General features: G+C 65.9%; 14 protein-coding genes. 7 read left to right on the plus strand and 7 right to left on the minus strand.

Annotation, left to right across the window (positions count from 1 at the left end):
- Nucleotides 1–149: 149 nt before the first annotated feature.
- Entirely contained in the window at nucleotides 150–431 is a 282-nt protein-coding gene (locus VMI09_08880) for an HU family DNA-binding protein (protein HTQ24798.1), read from the plus strand.
- A gap of 225 nt (nucleotides 432–656) precedes the next feature.
- Here VMI09_08880 and VMI09_08885 read toward each other — a convergent pair whose 3' ends face one another.
- Nucleotides 657–2,054, minus strand: coding sequence for a replication-associated recombination protein A (locus VMI09_08885; protein ID HTQ24799.1), 1,398 nt, complete (start codon nucleotides 2,052–2,054; stop codon nucleotides 657–659).
- A 142-nt stretch (nucleotides 2,055–2,196) separates the two neighbouring features.
- Between VMI09_08885 and VMI09_08890 the strand changes: the two genes are divergently transcribed.
- The 4 genes from VMI09_08890 to VMI09_08905 all read left to right on the plus strand — a co-directional run bounded on the left by VMI09_08890 (nucleotide 2,197) and on the right by VMI09_08905 (nucleotide 6,903).
- Nucleotides 2,197–3,012, plus strand: coding sequence for a hypothetical protein (locus VMI09_08890; protein HTQ24800.1), 816 nt, complete (start codon nucleotides 2,197–2,199; stop codon nucleotides 3,010–3,012).
- Nucleotides 3,013–3,074: 62 nt separating this feature from the next.
- Nucleotides 3,075–4,337: a CoA transferase gene (locus VMI09_08895; protein ID HTQ24801.1), complete on the plus strand. Its 1,263-nt coding sequence runs from the start codon at nucleotides 3,075–3,077 to the stop codon at nucleotides 4,335–4,337.
- 35 nt (nucleotides 4,338–4,372) lie between these two features.
- Nucleotides 4,373–5,593 (plus strand): CoA transferase, encoded by a 1,221-nt coding sequence (locus tag VMI09_08900; GenBank protein ID HTQ24802.1) that lies wholly within the window; start codon nucleotides 4,373–4,375, stop codon nucleotides 5,591–5,593.
- Between the two features lie 56 nt (nucleotides 5,594–5,649).
- Nucleotides 5,650–6,903, plus strand: a complete 1,254-nt coding sequence (locus VMI09_08905) for an ABC transporter permease (GenBank protein ID HTQ24803.1) — start codon at nucleotides 5,650–5,652, stop codon at nucleotides 6,901–6,903.
- A gap of 129 nt (nucleotides 6,904–7,032) precedes the next feature.
- On the opposite strand, the gene VMI09_08910 is transcribed toward VMI09_08905, so the two are convergent.
- The 6 genes from VMI09_08910 to VMI09_08935 all read right to left on the minus strand — a co-directional run bounded on the left by VMI09_08910 (nucleotide 7,033) and on the right by VMI09_08935 (nucleotide 13,163).
- Nucleotides 7,033–7,326 (minus strand): hypothetical protein, encoded by a 294-nt coding sequence (locus tag VMI09_08910; GenBank protein HTQ24804.1) that lies wholly within the window; start codon nucleotides 7,324–7,326, stop codon nucleotides 7,033–7,035.
- Nucleotides 7,327–7,621: 295 nt separating this feature from the next.
- On the minus strand, nucleotides 7,622–7,951 hold the full coding sequence (locus VMI09_08915; GenBank protein HTQ24805.1) for an SCP2 sterol-binding domain-containing protein: 330 nt from the start codon (nucleotides 7,949–7,951) through the stop codon (nucleotides 7,622–7,624).
- A 197-nt stretch (nucleotides 7,952–8,148) separates the two neighbouring features.
- The gene (locus VMI09_08920; protein ID HTQ24806.1) at nucleotides 8,149–9,573 is read right to left on the minus strand and encodes a TonB family protein; all 1,425 of its coding nucleotides are present in this window, start codon (nucleotides 9,571–9,573) and stop codon (nucleotides 8,149–8,151) included.
- A gap of 450 nt (nucleotides 9,574–10,023) precedes the next feature.
- Nucleotides 10,024–10,242 carry a dodecin gene (locus VMI09_08925; GenBank protein HTQ24807.1) on the minus strand — a complete coding sequence of 73 codons (219 nt, stop codon included), beginning with the start codon at nucleotides 10,240–10,242 and terminating at the stop codon, nucleotides 10,024–10,026.
- 117 nt (nucleotides 10,243–10,359) lie between these two features.
- On the minus strand, nucleotides 10,360–11,793 hold the full coding sequence (selA, locus tag VMI09_08930) for an L-seryl-tRNA(Sec) selenium transferase (protein ID HTQ24808.1): 1,434 nt from the start codon (nucleotides 11,791–11,793) through the stop codon (nucleotides 10,360–10,362).
- A gap of 50 nt (nucleotides 11,794–11,843) precedes the next feature.
- Complete coding sequence (locus tag VMI09_08935; GenBank protein ID HTQ24809.1) at nucleotides 11,844–13,163, minus strand: MFS transporter; 1,320 nt, start codon at nucleotides 13,161–13,163, stop codon at nucleotides 11,844–11,846.
- A 122-nt stretch (nucleotides 13,164–13,285) separates the two neighbouring features.
- On the opposite strand from VMI09_08935, the gene ribB reads away from it, so the two are divergent.
- Both ribB and VMI09_08945 read left to right on the plus strand, forming a co-directional pair.
- Complete coding sequence (gene ribB / locus VMI09_08940; protein ID HTQ24810.1) at nucleotides 13,286–14,485, plus strand: 3,4-dihydroxy-2-butanone-4-phosphate synthase; 1,200 nt, start codon at nucleotides 13,286–13,288, stop codon at nucleotides 14,483–14,485.
- Between the two features lie 68 nt (nucleotides 14,486–14,553).
- Nucleotides 14,554–16,545, plus strand: coding sequence for a cytochrome c biogenesis protein CcdA (locus tag VMI09_08945; GenBank protein ID HTQ24811.1), 1,992 nt, complete (start codon nucleotides 14,554–14,556; stop codon nucleotides 16,543–16,545).
- Nucleotides 16,546–16,637 lie beyond the last annotated feature (92 nt).

Consider the following 16,637-nt stretch of genomic DNA (forward strand, 5'->3'; position numbering starts at 1 on the left):
TGCCCCAAGGGCTCACAGCCGGGCCTGTTGAAAAATCGTCACGGTTATTAAGAAAAACGCGCATTTTGCGCCCGCTGCAGCTTGCAAATGACTTGACCGTGGTTCAGGCTCTGGTCTGCGAAACTCGCACTCGCACAAGGAGGAAGCTGATGACGCAGTCGCAGGTCGCGGCGCATCTCGCCGAGAAAGTAGGCATCTCGAAAAAGGACGCGAAGATCGCGCTCGAGGAATTGACCACCCTGGTCGTACGCGAACTCAAGAAGGAAGGCTCACTGCGCCTTGCAGGACTGGGGATCTTCCGCAAGCGCAAGACCAAGGCGCGGATGGGGCGTAATCCGGCCACCGGCGAGCAGATCAAGATTCCGGCGCGCACCCGCCTCCGCTTCACGCCTGCCAAGGCGCTCAAGGACGCGGTGCTCGGAGCGCGCTAGTCGCGGGTTTGCAAAAGTCTTAGAGCCGCGGGGCCGAAAGCGGCGCTTAGGCCCCGCAGCTCGTCTTTGCGACGCACCACAACTTCGGCTCGCCCGTTCGGGCGAAACGCCCGTTTCAGCGCGGTCCTTACTTGCTGTTCGCGACTTAACTGTTCGCGGGCTGCGCTCAACTGCAAAGTGACAGAAATTACAAGAAGACCGCGGTCGCCGATGGCGGCCGCTCGATCATCCGCCGGATTTCTTCGGGATTTCGGATAGCCGCTTGCCGCTCTTGCGCGCAAGCCGCGCCCGTTCCAGATATTCGCCGAGCCGCCCTTCGTAGCCGCGCTCCGACGGTTCGTAGTACCGCCGCTCGCCCAGTTCGTCGGGCATGAAGTGCTGCTCGTTGAGCGCGCCCTCGGAGTCGTGCGGATAGAGATAGCCTTCGCCGTAGCCGAGCTTGCGCATCAGACCGGTCGGCGCGTTGCGCAGATGTAGCGGTACCGGCAGCGCGCCGCGTTCGCGCGCGTCGGCGCGCGCCTTGAGCATCCCGCGATACGACGCATTGGACTTGGGCGCGCACGCGAGGTAGGTCACGCCCTGCGCGAGCGGAATCGCACCCTCCGGCATCCCGACGAAATCCACCGCGTCCTTCACCGCCACTGCGACCTGGAGCGCGCGCGGGTCGGCGTTGCCAACATCCTCGGACGCAAAAATCACCATCCGCCGCGCCACGAACAGCGGATCCTCGCCCGCCTCGAGCATCCGCGTCATCCAGTAGAGCGCCGCGTCGGGGTCGCTGCCGCGCATGCTCTTGATGAAGGCGGAGATGACGTTGTAGTGCTCCTCGCCGGCGCGGTCGTAAAGCAGGGTTTTCTGCTGCGCCGCCTCGCGCACGTGCTCGGGCGCGATCGCGCGCTGGCCGGCCGCACGCGCGAGCGTCGCCGCGACCTCGAGCGTGTTGAGCGCGCGCCGCGCATCGCCGGCGCCGAAGCGCACCAGTTCCGCGAGCGCCTCGTCGTCGAGCGCAAGCCCGTTTGCGCCGAGGCCGCGATCGGTGTCGTCGAGCGCGCGGCGCAGGATCGCCGCGAGATCCTCATCGCCGAGCGCGCGCAGCACCAGCACGCGCGTGCGCGAGAGCAGCGGAGCGATCACCTCGAACGAGGGATTCTCGGTGGTCGCGCCAATTAGCGTGATGAGCCCGCTTTCGACGTGCGGCAGGATCGCGTCCTGCTGCGCCCGGTTCCATCGATGGATCTCGTCGATGAAAACCACCGTGCGCCGCCCGCCCGTCTCCAGTTCGCGCCGCGCCTCCTCGACCGCCTCGCGCAATTCTGCGATTCCCGCCGATACCGCTGCGATGGTGCGGAAGTTGGCGCTCGAGCAGCGCGCCAGCAGCAGCGCGATCGTGGTCTTGCCGGTCCCCGGCGGACCCCACAGGATGATTGACGGCAGCGCGCCCGCCGCGAGCATCCGCCCAAGCATCTTGTCCGGACCAAGCAGATGCTCCTGGCCATAAACCTCGTCGAGGCTCCGCGGCCGCATCCGATCGGCCAGCGGCTGCGCCGCCGGCGTCCTGGCGGGAAAGAGACCCGGCTCCGAAGGGGTTTTAGTGCCGCCGCCGCTGGTGCGCCGCCCGCCCATCGTTCGACCGTATCACAGCGGCGGCGCCGGCCCCATCCGACGCGCCTGTTTGCGGCGTTCGCGCGGCCGCTCGGTTTGCCAGCGGAGCCCGCGTATTCTAGCTTTGAGGGCCGGGCCGGACATGGGCGCCGGCACCATCTGAATGATTGTCGGAATCGATATTGGCGGATCGACCACTGACGCGGTGACGGTCGACAACGGCGACTACCACGTCGTTACGATCGAGGCCAACGATCCGGTCGCGGCAGCGGCCGGCGCGCTCGGCAAGCTGGTCGAGGTGTACGGACTCAAGCTCGACCAGGTGGCGTGCGTGGCGGCGACGGGAGCGGGTTCGCGCGCGCTCTCGGCAACGCTGCTCGGGCGCCCGGTGGTCAAGGTCAGCGAGTTCACCGCGATCGGAATCGGCGGAACGTCGCTCTGCGGCAAGGCCGACGCGCTGGTGGTATCGCTGGGGACCGGGACCGCGATGGTTTCCGTGCACGGCGACAAAATCGAGCACTCCGGCGGCACCGGTCTTGGTGGCGGCACGCTGCGCGGGCTCTCCAAGCACATGCTCGGCGTCTCGACCCTGCAGACGCTGGAGGCGCTGGCCGAGCGGGGCGATCTGAGCCGCATCGATCTCACCGTGCGCGACATCGCGGGCGGCCCGCTCGGCGACCTGCAGCCCGGCGCCACCGCGGCCAACTTCGGCAAGATCAGCGCGGATGCGACCAACGAGGACAAGGCGCTCGCGATCATGAACATGATCGTCGAGGTGGTGAGCGTGCTGAGCTTCGCGACCGCGCGCGCCTGCGACCAGCGCGATATCGTGCTTACCGGCAAGCTGACCCGGGTTTTCCGGTTCATGCAGCGGCAGAGGCGGATGGATGCGCTGCTCTCGCACTTCACGATTCCCGATCATGCGGATTACGCAACCGCGATCGGCGCGGCGCGCGCCGCCGCCGGCCCGATCCGCTGAGCCGCCGGCCGCGGCGCGCATCCAGTCCGCGCGTGACCGCTTTTCCCGCAACAGGAGTATCGATGAGCTCGGAGCTGCTCAGCGGATTCAGGATGCTCGACCTCGCCGACGAAAAGGGCGCGCTCTGCGGCAAGATCTTCGCCGACATGGGTGCCGACGTGATCAAGGTCGAGCCGCCCAGGGGATGCCCAACGCGGCGCATCCCGCCTTTTCTCGACGACCTGCCGGACTCCAACCGCGGCCTCTATTTCATCGCCTACCAGGCCGGCAAGCGCTCGGCCACGCTCAACCTGGACTCGCCCGACGGCCGCGCGCTGCTGGAAGATCTGGTGCGCAAATCCGACTTCCTGCTCGAATCGTTTCCGGTCGGCTACCTCGAGTCAATCGGACTTGGTTACGAGCGTCTTTCGGAGTTCAATCCGCGGATCATCCATACTTCCATAACGCCCTTCGGCGACACCGGTCCGGGCCGCAACTACAAGGCCGCCGATATCGTCTCGTGGGCGTCGGGCGGCCCAATGTTCCTGATGGGCGACGAGGGCCGGCCGCCGCTCGAGATGGCGCTGCCGCAGGCCGGGCTGCACGCGGGCGCCGAGGCCGCAGTCGCGTCGCTGCTCGCGCACTATCCGCGCGAAATCGAAGGCCGGGGCCAGCACGTCACCATCGACATGCAGGCCTGCGTGCTGTGGACCCTGATGAACGAGCAGGCGATGCCGATACTGCACGGCGATTACATCAAGCGCACCGGGATGTACTACACCGCAACCGGCACGCGGCGGCGACTCGTGTATGCATGCAAGGACGGCTACATCTCGACCGTGCTCGCCGGCGGCCCCGGCGTCGGCGCAGTCTCGATGAAGGCGCTGGCCGAGTGGATGGCGGTCGCCGGGTTCGCCGCTGACTGGATGATCGCAAAGGATTGGAGGGCCTGGGTGCCGGGGATCCTGATGAAAGCGACCGCGCAGGACAACCAGGAGATCGCGGATCTCGAAGAGCGCGTGCAGCGCTTCTTCAATACCCTCACCAAGCGCGAGATCTACGCCGAGGCGATCAAACGCCGCATCCTGCTCGCCCCCGTGGCGACCACCGCCGACATTGCCGACGACGAGCAACTGAAGGCGCGCAACTATTTCGTGCGCCTCGAGCACGACACACTCGGCCGCACGCTCACGCTGCCGGGCGCGTTCGCCAAGTTCAGCGGGACGCCGGTCGGACCGGCACGCCGCGCGCCGCGCCTCGGCGAGCACAACGGAGAAGTCTTCGGCGAGCTACTGGGAATCGACGGCGCACGGATGAGTCGTCTGCGCGCGATCGGCGCGATCTGATCGCGACGCCAGGCCGAGGGAATGGAGCAGTCAGGATGAGACGTTACGCGCTCGAGGGAGTTCACGTCCTCGATTTTTCCTGGGTCGGGGTCGGCCCGATTACGACCAAGTATCTCGCCGACAATGGCGCCGACGTTATCCGGATCGAGTCGCTGGCGCGGCCCGATATCCTGCGCCTCGCGCCGCCGTGGAAAGATGCGAAACCAGGGATCGACACGAGCCAGTTTTTCGCGAGCTTCAACACCTCGAAACGGAGCATCACGCTGGACCTCGGCAAACCAAAGGCGCGCGAGCTGGTGCTGAAGCTGCTGCCCTGGGCCGATATCGTGGCCGAAAGCTTTACCCCCAAGGCGCTGCGCAAATGGGAGCTCGACTACGAGCATCTGCGCACGCTCAAGCCCGACCTGATCATGCTTTCGACCTGCATGCAGGGGCAGACCGGGCCTAACGCGCTTTACCCGGGGTTCGGACAGTTGATGGCGGCGCTCAGCGGCTTCTACCATATCGCCGGCTACGGGCCCGGCGAGCCGCCCTGCCCGCCCTACGGCGCATACACGGATTTCATCGCTCCGCGCCTTTCAGCCTGCGCGCTGCTCGCTGCGCTCGACTATCGCCGCCGCACCGGCCGCGGACAGTATATCGACATGTCGCAATACGAGGCCGCGCTGCACAATCTCGCCCCGGCGCTGATCGATTACTTCGCGAGCGGCCGCGTCGCCGGCCCGGCGGGCAATCGCTCCGAGCGCTATGCGCCGCATGGCGCCTATCGATGCGCCGACCTCGACGGCCATGAGCGATGGCTCGCGCTGGCGGTGGAAACCGAAGAGGAGTGGTGCGCGATGCTCGCGGTGCTCGGCAATCCGCCGGCCGATTCTCTCTTCGCGACGATGGCAGCGCGGATGGAAAATCGCGCGGCCCTCGATCAGTTCGTCGGCGCGCTGGTCCGCGAGCGCGACGCCGATCAGCTCACGGCGGCGCTGCAGGCGGCGGGCGTCGCCGCCTACCCGGTGCAGAACTGCGTCGATATCCATCGCGACGACAATCTCGAGGCTTTCGGCTTCTGGCACTGGCTCGATCACAAAGCGATGGGGCCGTCGCCGTACGAGGGACTCTCGCATCGGTTGAGCCGCACGCCTGGCGAGTTGCGCACGGCGGCGCCGACCCTTGGCCAGCACAACGACGAAGTCTTCGGCGGACTGCTCGGACTCGGCGCGGACGAGATCGCGCGGCTCAAAGAGCAAAAGGTGATCTTTTGAACGTGCGCGACGGCCGCTGCGGCTACGCGTCGGCCCCTACTATCGGAGCCTGACCCTTGCGCTACGAACTGATGATCGCGCTGCGCTACCTGCGCGCACGCCGCAAGGACGCCTTCATCTCGGTCACCACGATGTTCACGGCGGTGGGCGTGACGATCGGCGTGGCCGCGCTGGTCGTGATGCTGGCGGTGATGAGCGGGTTCGAAACCAATTTGCGCGAGCGCATGCTCAGTCTGAGCCCCCAGGTGCAGGTCCAGAGTTTCGGCGGCGCGATCCCGGACTACGCGGCAATCCAGGCGCGCATCGCCCAAACCCCGGGCGTCGCCGGATCGGATCCGTACATCATCGGCCAGGGACTGGTGAGCGCCGCGCACGGGCTGTCCGGCGTGGTGGTGCGCGGCGTGGAGCCCGACAGCGCGGTCGTTATCGGAACGCTCAGCCGCTATGTCAGTGCGGCGTCGCTCAGGATGCTCGAACGCCCTGGCACGGCCGCCGGGGGCGGCCATGCGCCCGCTCCGCCCGCCCCGGGATTGCTGATCGGCGGGACGCTCGCCGACAAGCTCAAGGTCAAGGCGGGCGACCCGGTGCGGATGGTGGCGCCGATAATCGCGGGCTCCGGCTCTCAGCTGAGCACGCGGAGCGCCGATTTCCGGGTCGCCGCGATTTTCAATTCGGGCGTCCAGTTTATCGACGGCGAAGTGATCTTTATGGGTCTCGGCACGGCGCAGGACTTCTTCGGACGCCCGGGCAAGGCCGATGGAATCGAAGTGAAGCTGCGCGACCTCGACCAGACCGACGCGGTCACCGACGCTCTGCGCGCCGCGCTCGGCCATACTTTTCGCGTAACCAACTGGATGGAGTACGACCAGGCGGCGTCGGCCGGGTTCGCGATGCTCAAGCGGGTTTACGCGCTGGTGTTGCTGCTGCTGATCGGGGTCGCCGCGTTCAACCTTATCGCGACGCTAATCATGGTGGTGATGGAAAAGCGCAAAGACATCGCCGTGCTGCTCGCGATGGGCGCGACTCCGGCCGAGGTGCGATGGATTTTTCAGCTCAAGGGAATAATCGTCGGCGCGGCCGGCACCGTGCTGGGGCTGATCATCGGCGCGCTGACCTGCTTCGCGCTCGCGCGCTACCAGTTCATCCATATCCCGAGCAAGATCTACGGCATCTCGACCTTGCCGATCGACGCGGAGCCGCTGAGCTTCGTCCTCGTGGCTGTCGCCTCGATGGTGCTGTGCTACCTCGCGACGATCTATCCCGCAAAGCAGGCCTCGCGCGAAACTCCGGTCGAGGTCTTTCGCTCGTAAAAGACAGACCTCGGCGTTGCCGACGCGAAGGCGCGTGATTCAATTCGCGTCGACCGGGCGCGCAAGTGGAGCCCGATTTGCCTCGGTCTCGCACGCTGGCCTCTCGCGCGGCGCGCGATAGCCGAAACTCTACTGGTTGGAACGATCGATATCGGTGGCGGGCTTGGCTGCCAGCTTAGGCTTGCGAATCACGAGCGTTTCATGACCCCGAACCTTGATCGTGCGGGCGGACTCGGACTGCATCGCGCTGCCGGAGCCTGCGCCGTCGTGTTCGGCTTGCCTGGGTCGCGCCGTGGTTCGCCGCCGCCGCCAGTTATTGAGCTCCTGCGAGAGCTTATTGGCCAGCGAGTCGTTCTTCTGGTCGGCCTCGGTCGTGGAACCGCGCTGTTTGTCAATATCGTCTTGTGTATCCTGCGAACTCATCGAGGTAACCCTCTGCTCCTCCTCCACCGGTTAAGTCCGGTGATTGAAATGCTTCTTAAGACCGGCCTTGAACTGAACGAGGCTGTGGGTCCGCCTGAGGAGACGGGACGCTTTGCGGCCTCTTCACCTGTTTCTTTTGTCCATTGAGCGCCAGAGGCGGCGGCGAGCCGCCGCTACTCCAGCCTAGGCAATTTTTAGGAATACTTTCGGAATAATAGCGGGTTCTATCTCTGAACTCCCCGATCCTCGCTCGAACCTGGCGCGTGGACCGTGGACGATGTGGCCGCTCTCGGTCCTAGCCGAAGAGGCTTTGCAGCCGAAGCGCCAGTCCCATGTCCCCTGCGATCTTGAGCTTCCCGGTCATGAAGGCCATCTGGCCATTGAGCTTGCCATTGACCATGTCGAGGTAGTCCTGGGCAGACATGGAAATGGTGATATTGGGTGACGAGGCCTTTCCTTCCTTAACCTCGCACGCTTCGTTCGCGATTATTGCGTGCCACTGTCCGCCGCCATCCCCGGAGAGGTCGAACTGGTAGGTGGCGTTAAGGCCCTTTGCGGCATCCTTCTTGAACCGGGAGGCCATGTTGTCGAAGACCTCTTTGCACGAAGACGCAGTCTCAGCCATTTTGTAAACGAGGCCTCCTGAAGGCGCGCGCTCGGAAAGGTTCCTAATCGCCAGTGTAAGCGTCAGCCGAAAACAATGTCAATAGCACGCCGTGTTGCTGGCGACCGATCGAGCGCCGTTACGCCCGCAGATCAAGCTGATTTCGCGCCCGCGCCGGGGCCTTAATCCATCGAACGCCGCTAATATCCGCGCGTGCTCTAAAATCCAAACACCTTGCCCACCGAAACTCGAATCAGGTTGGTGCGCACGATGACCGGCGCCGCACCCTCGGCGATCGTGACGGCGCGTTCGCGGTCAAGCTTGGTCGGAACCTCGCCGTCGAGGTATGCGTCGCGACCGATGACCTTGACGGTCACGCCGGTCAATCCCGCACTGGCGAGCGCCTGCGCAATCTGTTGCTGCTGGGCCGCCCACACCGCGGTGTCGGTGGTCGTCTGATCGATAACGTCGGTCACTCCGGTCACGCTGCGCACGGTCTGCACGGCGAGACGCTTGCCGTTGTCGTCGAATACTTTGCCATAGAGCGTCACCACCCCGCCGTTCGTATAGGCGTTGACCCGGTTGAGCTTGCGATTCGAGCGCAGCGCCGACTGAACCCGCTCGAGCAGCGCGGGTTTGGGCGGCCGCGCCGAAGCCACGTGTTTGTGTCGCGTGGAAGGCCGCGGCGCCGCCGCCACCGGGGGCGCGATGGGCGCGGTGGCCTCAAGCGGAGGTGCCGAAACCGTCGGCGCCGCCGCCGGGGCGAAGGCATACTCGGGCGAAGAGCCGGGACCGAGAGCAGCGACTTTGGCGGCAAGTCCGGAATCGATCGCGGTGGCTTGTGCAGGATCGCGCGCGAAGATGACCGGATACTCGGCGCTCACGTCGCCTCCGTTTATCGGCGCGAACGTCCACCCCATCATCGCCTTGACCACCGCCGCGTCGAGTTCCGGGTTAGCCGAAGTTGAGGTCCGCACCATCGCTCCTGTAACCGTACCGCCTGGCGCCACGGTCAGCCGCACCAGCATACCGTCATCGATCGGCGACCCACCCGCGAGCAGACCGCGGTAGGTGTCGAGCAATCCGCTCCTGCCTGCGTCGAAGACCTTGCGCGCCGCGTCGATGCTGCGTTCAGGCGCTGCCGCCGAATCGCCGATCGTCTGTACCGGCACACCATGCGCCAAATCTACCGATGGACCGGCCGCAACGGCGGGCGGGCTCGCGGTCGCCGCCGGGGAAGCCTCGACCGTCTTCGGAGGCGATACTGCGGTGCCTGAACTCAGATGGATCGCAAGCCAGGCACCCGCGGCCAGGGCGACAATCGCGGCGACCGAGTAGCCAACCACGCTCGTCATCGATCGGCGCGGCTCGTCCTCGCCCTCGTCGCCGGGTGGAATCGGGGGCGTGAAACCGGTTGCGGTCAGCCTGTCCTGCGCGGGAATATAGTTCTCGGGACGCTGGCGCTGCGATCCCGCGCCGGCCCCGCCGGGTGCCGCTCCGCGTGCCGGCGCGGGATCGCCTGCGGATGCCGCGCCCTCGCTGACCGGGAGCCGCGCGCCGCAGAAATTGCACATCAATTCGCCGGGCTCGGCCTTGCCGCCGCAGACCGAACACTCGATCGGCGCCTGGGGCGCGTCGGCCATCCTTGCTGTTCCCGCCGCTCCCACGGCGGGAACGAGCGCGGTCCCGTCGGCCTCGCAAAACGATTCCGCGTCGGGATAATTCCTGGCGCATCGTGGACAGGTCTTCATGACTTAGGGTTGGCCTCCTGGAAGCTCGCCCGATTTCTTCCCGTATTTCGCGTAAATTCCTCGAATAATTCCTGGAATTACGATGATAGCCGCAGGGTGATACGCAACGCCATAAGCTTGCGTTACACGACCACGCGAGCGCTTGGCGCGGTCGAGCGGCCCCTGCCGCTCGACCGACCGAGGGTCTCGGGCGGCCGATTCGGCCAAAGCCTCGATCATTTCTGCGACGGGCGGTTTGCGGGCCGGTAAACCCTGAGCGCTACTTTCCGCGCCGCGAGCTGCCTCGCGCGATCGCAGCAACGCTGCCGGTCGCCGGCTGGCGCATGTTCTGAAGATGACTACTTAGACCGGGTCACCCTCGAGACGGAATCCGATTCTGACGGTCACCTGAAACTCGGGCTCGCCCTTGGGGTTGACGGCGCCGCGGATATTCTCAACCTCGAACCAGTCCAGATGCCGCAGCGTCTGGCTCGCCTTCTTGAGCGCGTTGCGCACCGCCTGATGGATGCTCTGGTCGGAGACGCCGACCACTTCGACTATCTTGTAGGTTTTATCGGGCATCGGATTTTCTCCCGGCGTCTGTACGCCTCGCCCGCGGCCAATCATGGCCGCCGAAGTCTTAGTGCCAAGACCTGTTGCATGACCCGCCGGCTCGGGCGTCGCGGCCGCCCCGCCGGCCTATGGCCGTGTATTCGGGAACGATACCGCGAACGCCGCAGCATCGTCCACCGCCCGCACGTCGAGCAGGAAGGCGTCGTCCGCGATACGGCCGATGACGGGCGGACGGGCCGCGCGAAACATCGCGGCGATCCGCGCGGGCGAGAGCCCGGGATGAGTCACGCGGACCGCGCGGGAGGGAATCTCTTCGGCCGGTTGCGCGCCCGACCCGATTTGCGAACTTGATACCACGACCTCGAGGCGGAAATCTCCACCGAGGCGCTCGGCCAGGATTTCACGCGCCCGCTCGGCGACCTGCTCGAGCTCGCCCGTCGAGCGGCTGAGATAGCGCAGCGTCGGCAACGCCGCGGCCAGATCGCCCGCGTGCAGGTATAGCCTGAGCGTCGCCTCCAGGGCGGCCAGCGTCAGCTTGTCGCAGCGAAGCGCGCGCCGAAGCGCGTTGGCGCGGAGCTTGTTGACTAGATCGCGCCGGCCCACCGCCGCTCCGGCCTGCGGCCCGCCGAGCAGCTTGTCGCCCGAAAACGTCACCAGCGCGGCGCCGGCCGCGATTCGCTCGGCCACCATCGGTTCACGTGGCAAGCCAAGCCGGCCGAGATCGAAAAGCGCGCCCGAGCCGAGGTCTTCGACCACGTCGATTCCGCGGCGCCGGCCGATTTCCACCAGTTCGGCGAGCCCGACCTCGGCGGTGAACCCGATAACCCGATAGTTGGAAGGATGAACCTTCAACAGCACCGCGGTGTCGGGTCCGATCGCGTTTTCGTAGTCGGCGGGATGGGTGCGATTGGTGGTGCCGACTTCGCGAAGCCGCGCGCCGCTGCGTTCCATCAGGTCGGGCAGCCTGAACGAGCCGCCGATTTCGATCAGCTCGCCCCGCGAGACAACGACCTCGCGTCCGGCGGCCAGCGAGTTGAGCGCAAGCAGAACCGCGGCGGCGTTGTTGTTGACCACGGTCGCGGCCTCGGCGCCGGTCAACGCGCATAGCTCGTCTTCGACCAGCGCGTCGCGCTCGCCGCGGCTCCCGCTCTCGAGCTCGTATTCCAGGTTGACCGCGGACCGCGCCGCCGCCGCCATCGCGTCGATCGCCGCCTCGGCCAGCAGCGCGCGGCCGAGATTGGTATGCAGCACGACGCCGGTCGCGTTGACCACGGCGCGCAGGACCGGTTCGTCGGCCTCGATCGCGGCGCGCGTGCGGCGGACTATCTCCTCGAGCATCGACTGGCGCAGAGGAAGAGCGGACGCGTCCGCCAACGACGGCGACACCGCCGCCTGCCGCAGTTCGGCCTGCGCCCGCCGCACCATCAGCTTGACGTACTCGCGCCCGAGCCCCTCGAATCCGGCGACGCCTTCCAGGGCACGCAGGCATTCGTCCACGGGCGGCATCGCGCGCAACAGCTCCGCGCGCGCCGGCGCGGTCCCCTTCTTCGCGTTTTTCACCTTTTGATTCTTCACCTGGCTGGGACTCTCTTCGGCCCCCTCGGCCGGATTCAGGCAGCTCGATCGCGGGCGGCTTGAGCGTCGGCGATCACCGAGACTCTGGCGAGCAGGACGATCCCGCAAAGCAGAGTGACCGCCGCCGCACCCGCGACCGCGATCTGCGGGCTTGCGCGCTCGCCGATATACCCGACCTCGAGGCTGCCAAGCGGCGCAAGTCCGATGAATGACAGCGTGTACATGCTCATCACGCGCCCGCGGAGCTCGTCCGAGACGAACAGCTGGAGCATCGTGTTGCTCGTCGCCATGTAGTTGAGCAATCCGGCGCCGATCGCCATCTGCGAGAGCAGCGAGAGCCACATCGTGGAGGAAAAGCCGAACACGAACATTCCGGCCGCCGACCCCAACAGGCCGAAGATGAGATTCTGGCGCAGCCCGCGCGGAGTCCTGGATGAGGCCAGCACGACGCCGCCGAGCAGCGCGCCCACGCCCTGTGCGGCGAGCAAGAACCCGTAAGCGCGGGCGCTGCCGTGCAGGATGTCCCGCGCGAAGACCGGGATCAGCACCGAATACTGCATCCCGAGGCCCGCGCTGATCCCGATCAGCAGCAGCAGGTAGAAGCTCGCGCGGTGATGCCGGACGTAATGGAAGCCTTCGCGCAGGCGCTGGAAAATCGACGAACCGATCCGTGGCAGCTCGCGCGCCGCCAGCTCCATCTGGAGCAGGCACACGATGACCGCGATGTAGCTCAGCCCGTTGAGGAGAAAACATCCTGCGATCCCGATCGCGCCGATCAGAACTCCCGCGATGGCAGGTCCGATCACGCGCGCCCCGTTGAAAACCATCGAGTTGATCGCGATCGCGTTGGGCAAATCCTCGCGCCCGACCATCTCGACCACGAAGGTCTGCCGCGCCGGCATGTCGAAGGCGGTCACCAGTCCGTTCAGCGCCGCCAGCACGACGACGTGCTCGACCCGCACCACGCCGGCCCACGTCAGCGCAGCGAGGACCAACGCGCTCAGCATCAGCAGAACCTGGGTGGTGACGATCAACCGGCGGCGGTCGGCATGGTCGACGATCACCCCGGCGAACAGCGCTACCAGCAGGACCGGCAGATAACCGGCGAAGCTGACCACGCCGAGCATCAGGGCCGAGTTGGTGAGCTTCAGCACGAGCCATCCCTGCGCCACCGACTGCATCCAGGTGCCGATGAGCGAGATGAACTGACCGCCGAAATAGAGCTGGAAATTGCGATGGCGCAGCGCGCGGAAAGCGCCGGACCGCGCGGGGGCGGATTCGGATTGGAGCGCCGCCGCGGCGGCGGGGTTGCTTCCGGAAGAGGTCTCGGCAGAGGTATCGATAGAAGCGCTCACTTGAGGGACGGAGTCAGTTTGGCAAAGTCCGGGGCGGCTGGCGAGCGTGGGGCAAGGCGCTCGAAAATAACCTGTTGCGGCGGGATTCACGCCGTGCCGAGACGTGGTGTAAGATTAGGGGCATGTTCGGCGAGCTGGTCCCCCGCAAAAAGAGCACGGCTCCGTTCATCTCGATCGAGGAGGCGCTCGAAGAAATTCGCCGCGGCCGCATGATCATCCTGATGGATGATGAGCAGCGCGAAAACGAGGGCGACCTCTGCATGGCCGCCGAGTTGGCCACCACCGAAGCGATCAATTTCATGGCCAAGCACGGCCGCGGCCTCATCTGCCTGCCGATGGCGCCCGAACGAATCGACCAGCTTGGCCTCAGCATGATGGTCGGCGACAACCAGGCTCCCCTCGGCACCGCCTTCACCGTGCCGATCACCGCGCGGCGCGCCAGCGGCTCCGGCATCTCGGCCCGCGATCGCGCGACCACCATCCTGCAAGCCGTGCGCGAGGATGCAACCGGTGCCGAGTTCGTCAGCCCCGGCTACGTCTATCCCTTGCGCGCGCGCGAGGGCGGCGTACTGGTGCGCTCCGGCCAGACCGAGGGCGGCGTCGACCTGGCGCGGCTGGCGGGGCTGAAGCCCGCCGGCGTCATCTGCGAAATCCTCAAGGAAGACGGCACGATGGCGCGACGCGACGACCTGGTCGAATTCGCGCGCATCCACGGACTCAAAATCGTAACCGTCGCGGACATTATCGAATACCGCCTGCGCAACGAAACGATGGTCCAGCGGATCGCCGAGGCGCGCCTGCCCACCCATTACGGCGAGTTCCGCGCCTGCGTCTATCGCAACCGGATCGATTCCACCGAGCATCTGGTGCTGGTGATGGGAACGATCGATCCCGACCGCCCGGTGCGCGTGCGGGCGCATCGCGAGTACCTGCCCGGCGACGTCTTCGGCTATTCGCCGCGCAACACGCGCAGCCTGCTGCAATCCGCGATGGAGCGAATCGCGTCGTTGGGCGAAGGCGTCATTCTCTACCTCAAACGCGAATCCGACGCGATCGCGAGCGATATCGACAACGGCCGCGCCGGCGTCGGCGCGCGCCGCAACTGGCACCTCCCCCGCGCGAGCACCCATTTAAGCCCGCCCGAGGCCGACTTCCGCGACTACGGAATCGGCGCACAGATCCTGCGCGACGTCGGCGTACGCAAGATGATTCTGCTCTCCGACCAGGCGCCGCGTCTCGCCAATCTGCCGGGCTACGGCCTCGAGATTATCGGCAGTGAAAGGCTCTCGCCTGCCGACGGCGAAGCGGTGCCCGGAGGTTGAGCCGAGGCGCAACGGATGAAATCCGGGCGACGGAACCGCGCCGCAGATTTCGGAATTATTGCAACGTGATGAGCCGATACTGGCGCCTGCAGCGCTTTTTCAGCAAAAAGACCAGCCCATCCAGCCCCGCGGGCTCGAACGTTTGGTCGCGCGGTGCATTGGCCGCCGCTGTTCTTGCAATTGCCGCGACGGCCGCGCTTTCGTCGCCGCGCCCGACAAAGGCAGAGGACTCGCAGAACCTGCCCAAGCCCTCGGAAGTCGTCAAAATCGAGAGCCTCAAACTCGAAAATCCGCTCAAACCCGGCGGTAGCAGCCGGCTCGAAGTCGAGGCTGAGGTTCTTTCCGGATGGCACATCAACTCCGACCATCCAACGTCGGCTGATTTCATCCGCACCACTCTTTCCGTTACTCCGCCCGCCGCGGTGAAGGCCGGCGCGGTCACTTATCCGCCGGCCGAGGAGATCGCGCCCGCGTTCTCCGGCGGCGAGAAGCTTTCAGTCTTCAGCGGGACGATGAAATTCACCGCGCCGCTCAGCGCATCGACGGCCTTCAGACCGGATTCAAACGCCGAGGTCGCGGTAACGCTGGAATATCAGCCGTGCAATGACGCCATCTGCATGCCGCCGGCCAAGGTCAGCGCGAGCGCGCCGCTGGGCTCGATGCAACCGGCGGCTGCGGCGGCTCCGCCGCACGCCGCAATTCAGCGCGCCGGCCTGATCGCCGTCGCCTTCGGCGATGGCGGCGGCGATTCCTCCGGCGCTTCGTCCGGCGTCGGCGGGAGCAACGCGCCGGGCTCGGAGCTGGCGAACATTTTTCTCGCGCACGGGATATTGATCGGACTGCTCGCGGTGCTGCTCGGCGGACTCGCGCTGAATCTGACGCCGTGCGTTTATCCGCTGATCGGCGTGACGATCGCCTACTTCGGCAACCAGGGCGGCGGCCCGCGCAAAATCGCGGTGCTCGCGTGCATCTACGTGCTGGGGATAGCGCTTACGTTTTCGCTGGCCGGAGTCGCCGTGGCGCTGTCCGGAGGGCTGTTCGGCGCGGCCCTGCAAAATCCGCTCGTGCTGATCGCGATCGCGGCGATGCTGCTGGTGCTCGCGGCGTCGAGTTTCGGAATGTTCTCGCTCAAACCACCGCAGTGGCTGATGAAGCGTGCAGGGGCGGCGCGGCCCGGCTACCTCGGTTCATTGGTGATGGGCCTCGGGATGGGCGTGGTTGCGGCGCCGTGCATCGGGCCCATCGTGCTTGGGCTTTTGCTGATGGTCGAACGGAGCGCGAGTCCGCTCTTCGGCTTCACGCTCTTCTTCACGCTGGCGATCGGGCTCGGGCTGCCCTATATCGCGCTGGCACTTGCCGCCGGGCATATCAGGAGTCTGCCGCGCTCGGGCGAGTGGCTCGCATGGGTCGAGCAGTTCTTCGGCTTCGTGCTGGTCGGCCTCGCGCTCTACTTTCTCGACCCGGTGATGCGCGGGTGGCCGATGCGGCTGATGCCATACTACGTGGTCGCGGCCGGAATCTACCTCGGTTTCGTGACGCCGGCGGGGCGCCAATGGCGGCCCTTCCTCGTCTTCCGCAGCGTACTCGGCACGTTCTGCGCTGGCGCGCTGATCTGGATGCTGACACTCGCGCCCGCCAAGCCTGCCATGCAACTGGCGTTCGATCCGTATGACGCCTCGGTCCTCCAACAGGCGCTCGCGGCAAACAAGCCGGTGGTAATCGATTTCAGCGCCGATTGGTGCGTGCCGTGCCGCGAGATGGTGCGGACGACGTTCCGGGATCCGGCGGTCATCAAGGCGGCTTCGCACTTCGTGCGCCTTCAGGCCGACATTACGGACAGCAACAACCGCAACACCAAACTCGCGCTGCGATACGAGATAAAGGGCGTGCCCACCACGGTCTTCATCGACAAGCACGGGCGGATCCTCAAACGCGAGGTCGGTTATCTGAATTCCCGTCGTTTTCTGGCTGATTTGCGTGAAGTCGACGAAATGGACGGTCTGCCCGAGGTTCGTGCAATCCCTCCTTCTGGCTACGTGAGGCTCGCGGCTTCATCTTAGGCATTTTTGGCGCGGATCATCGTTGTTTTGCAGAGCATCAGCATGCCCTGGCTGTCGCGCAAACAGAATTTTATTGAGGCTCTGTCACAAAT

The organism is Candidatus Binataceae bacterium, assembly GCA_035500095.1.
Lineage (GTDB): Bacteria > Desulfobacterota > Binatia > Binatales > Binataceae > JAKAVN01.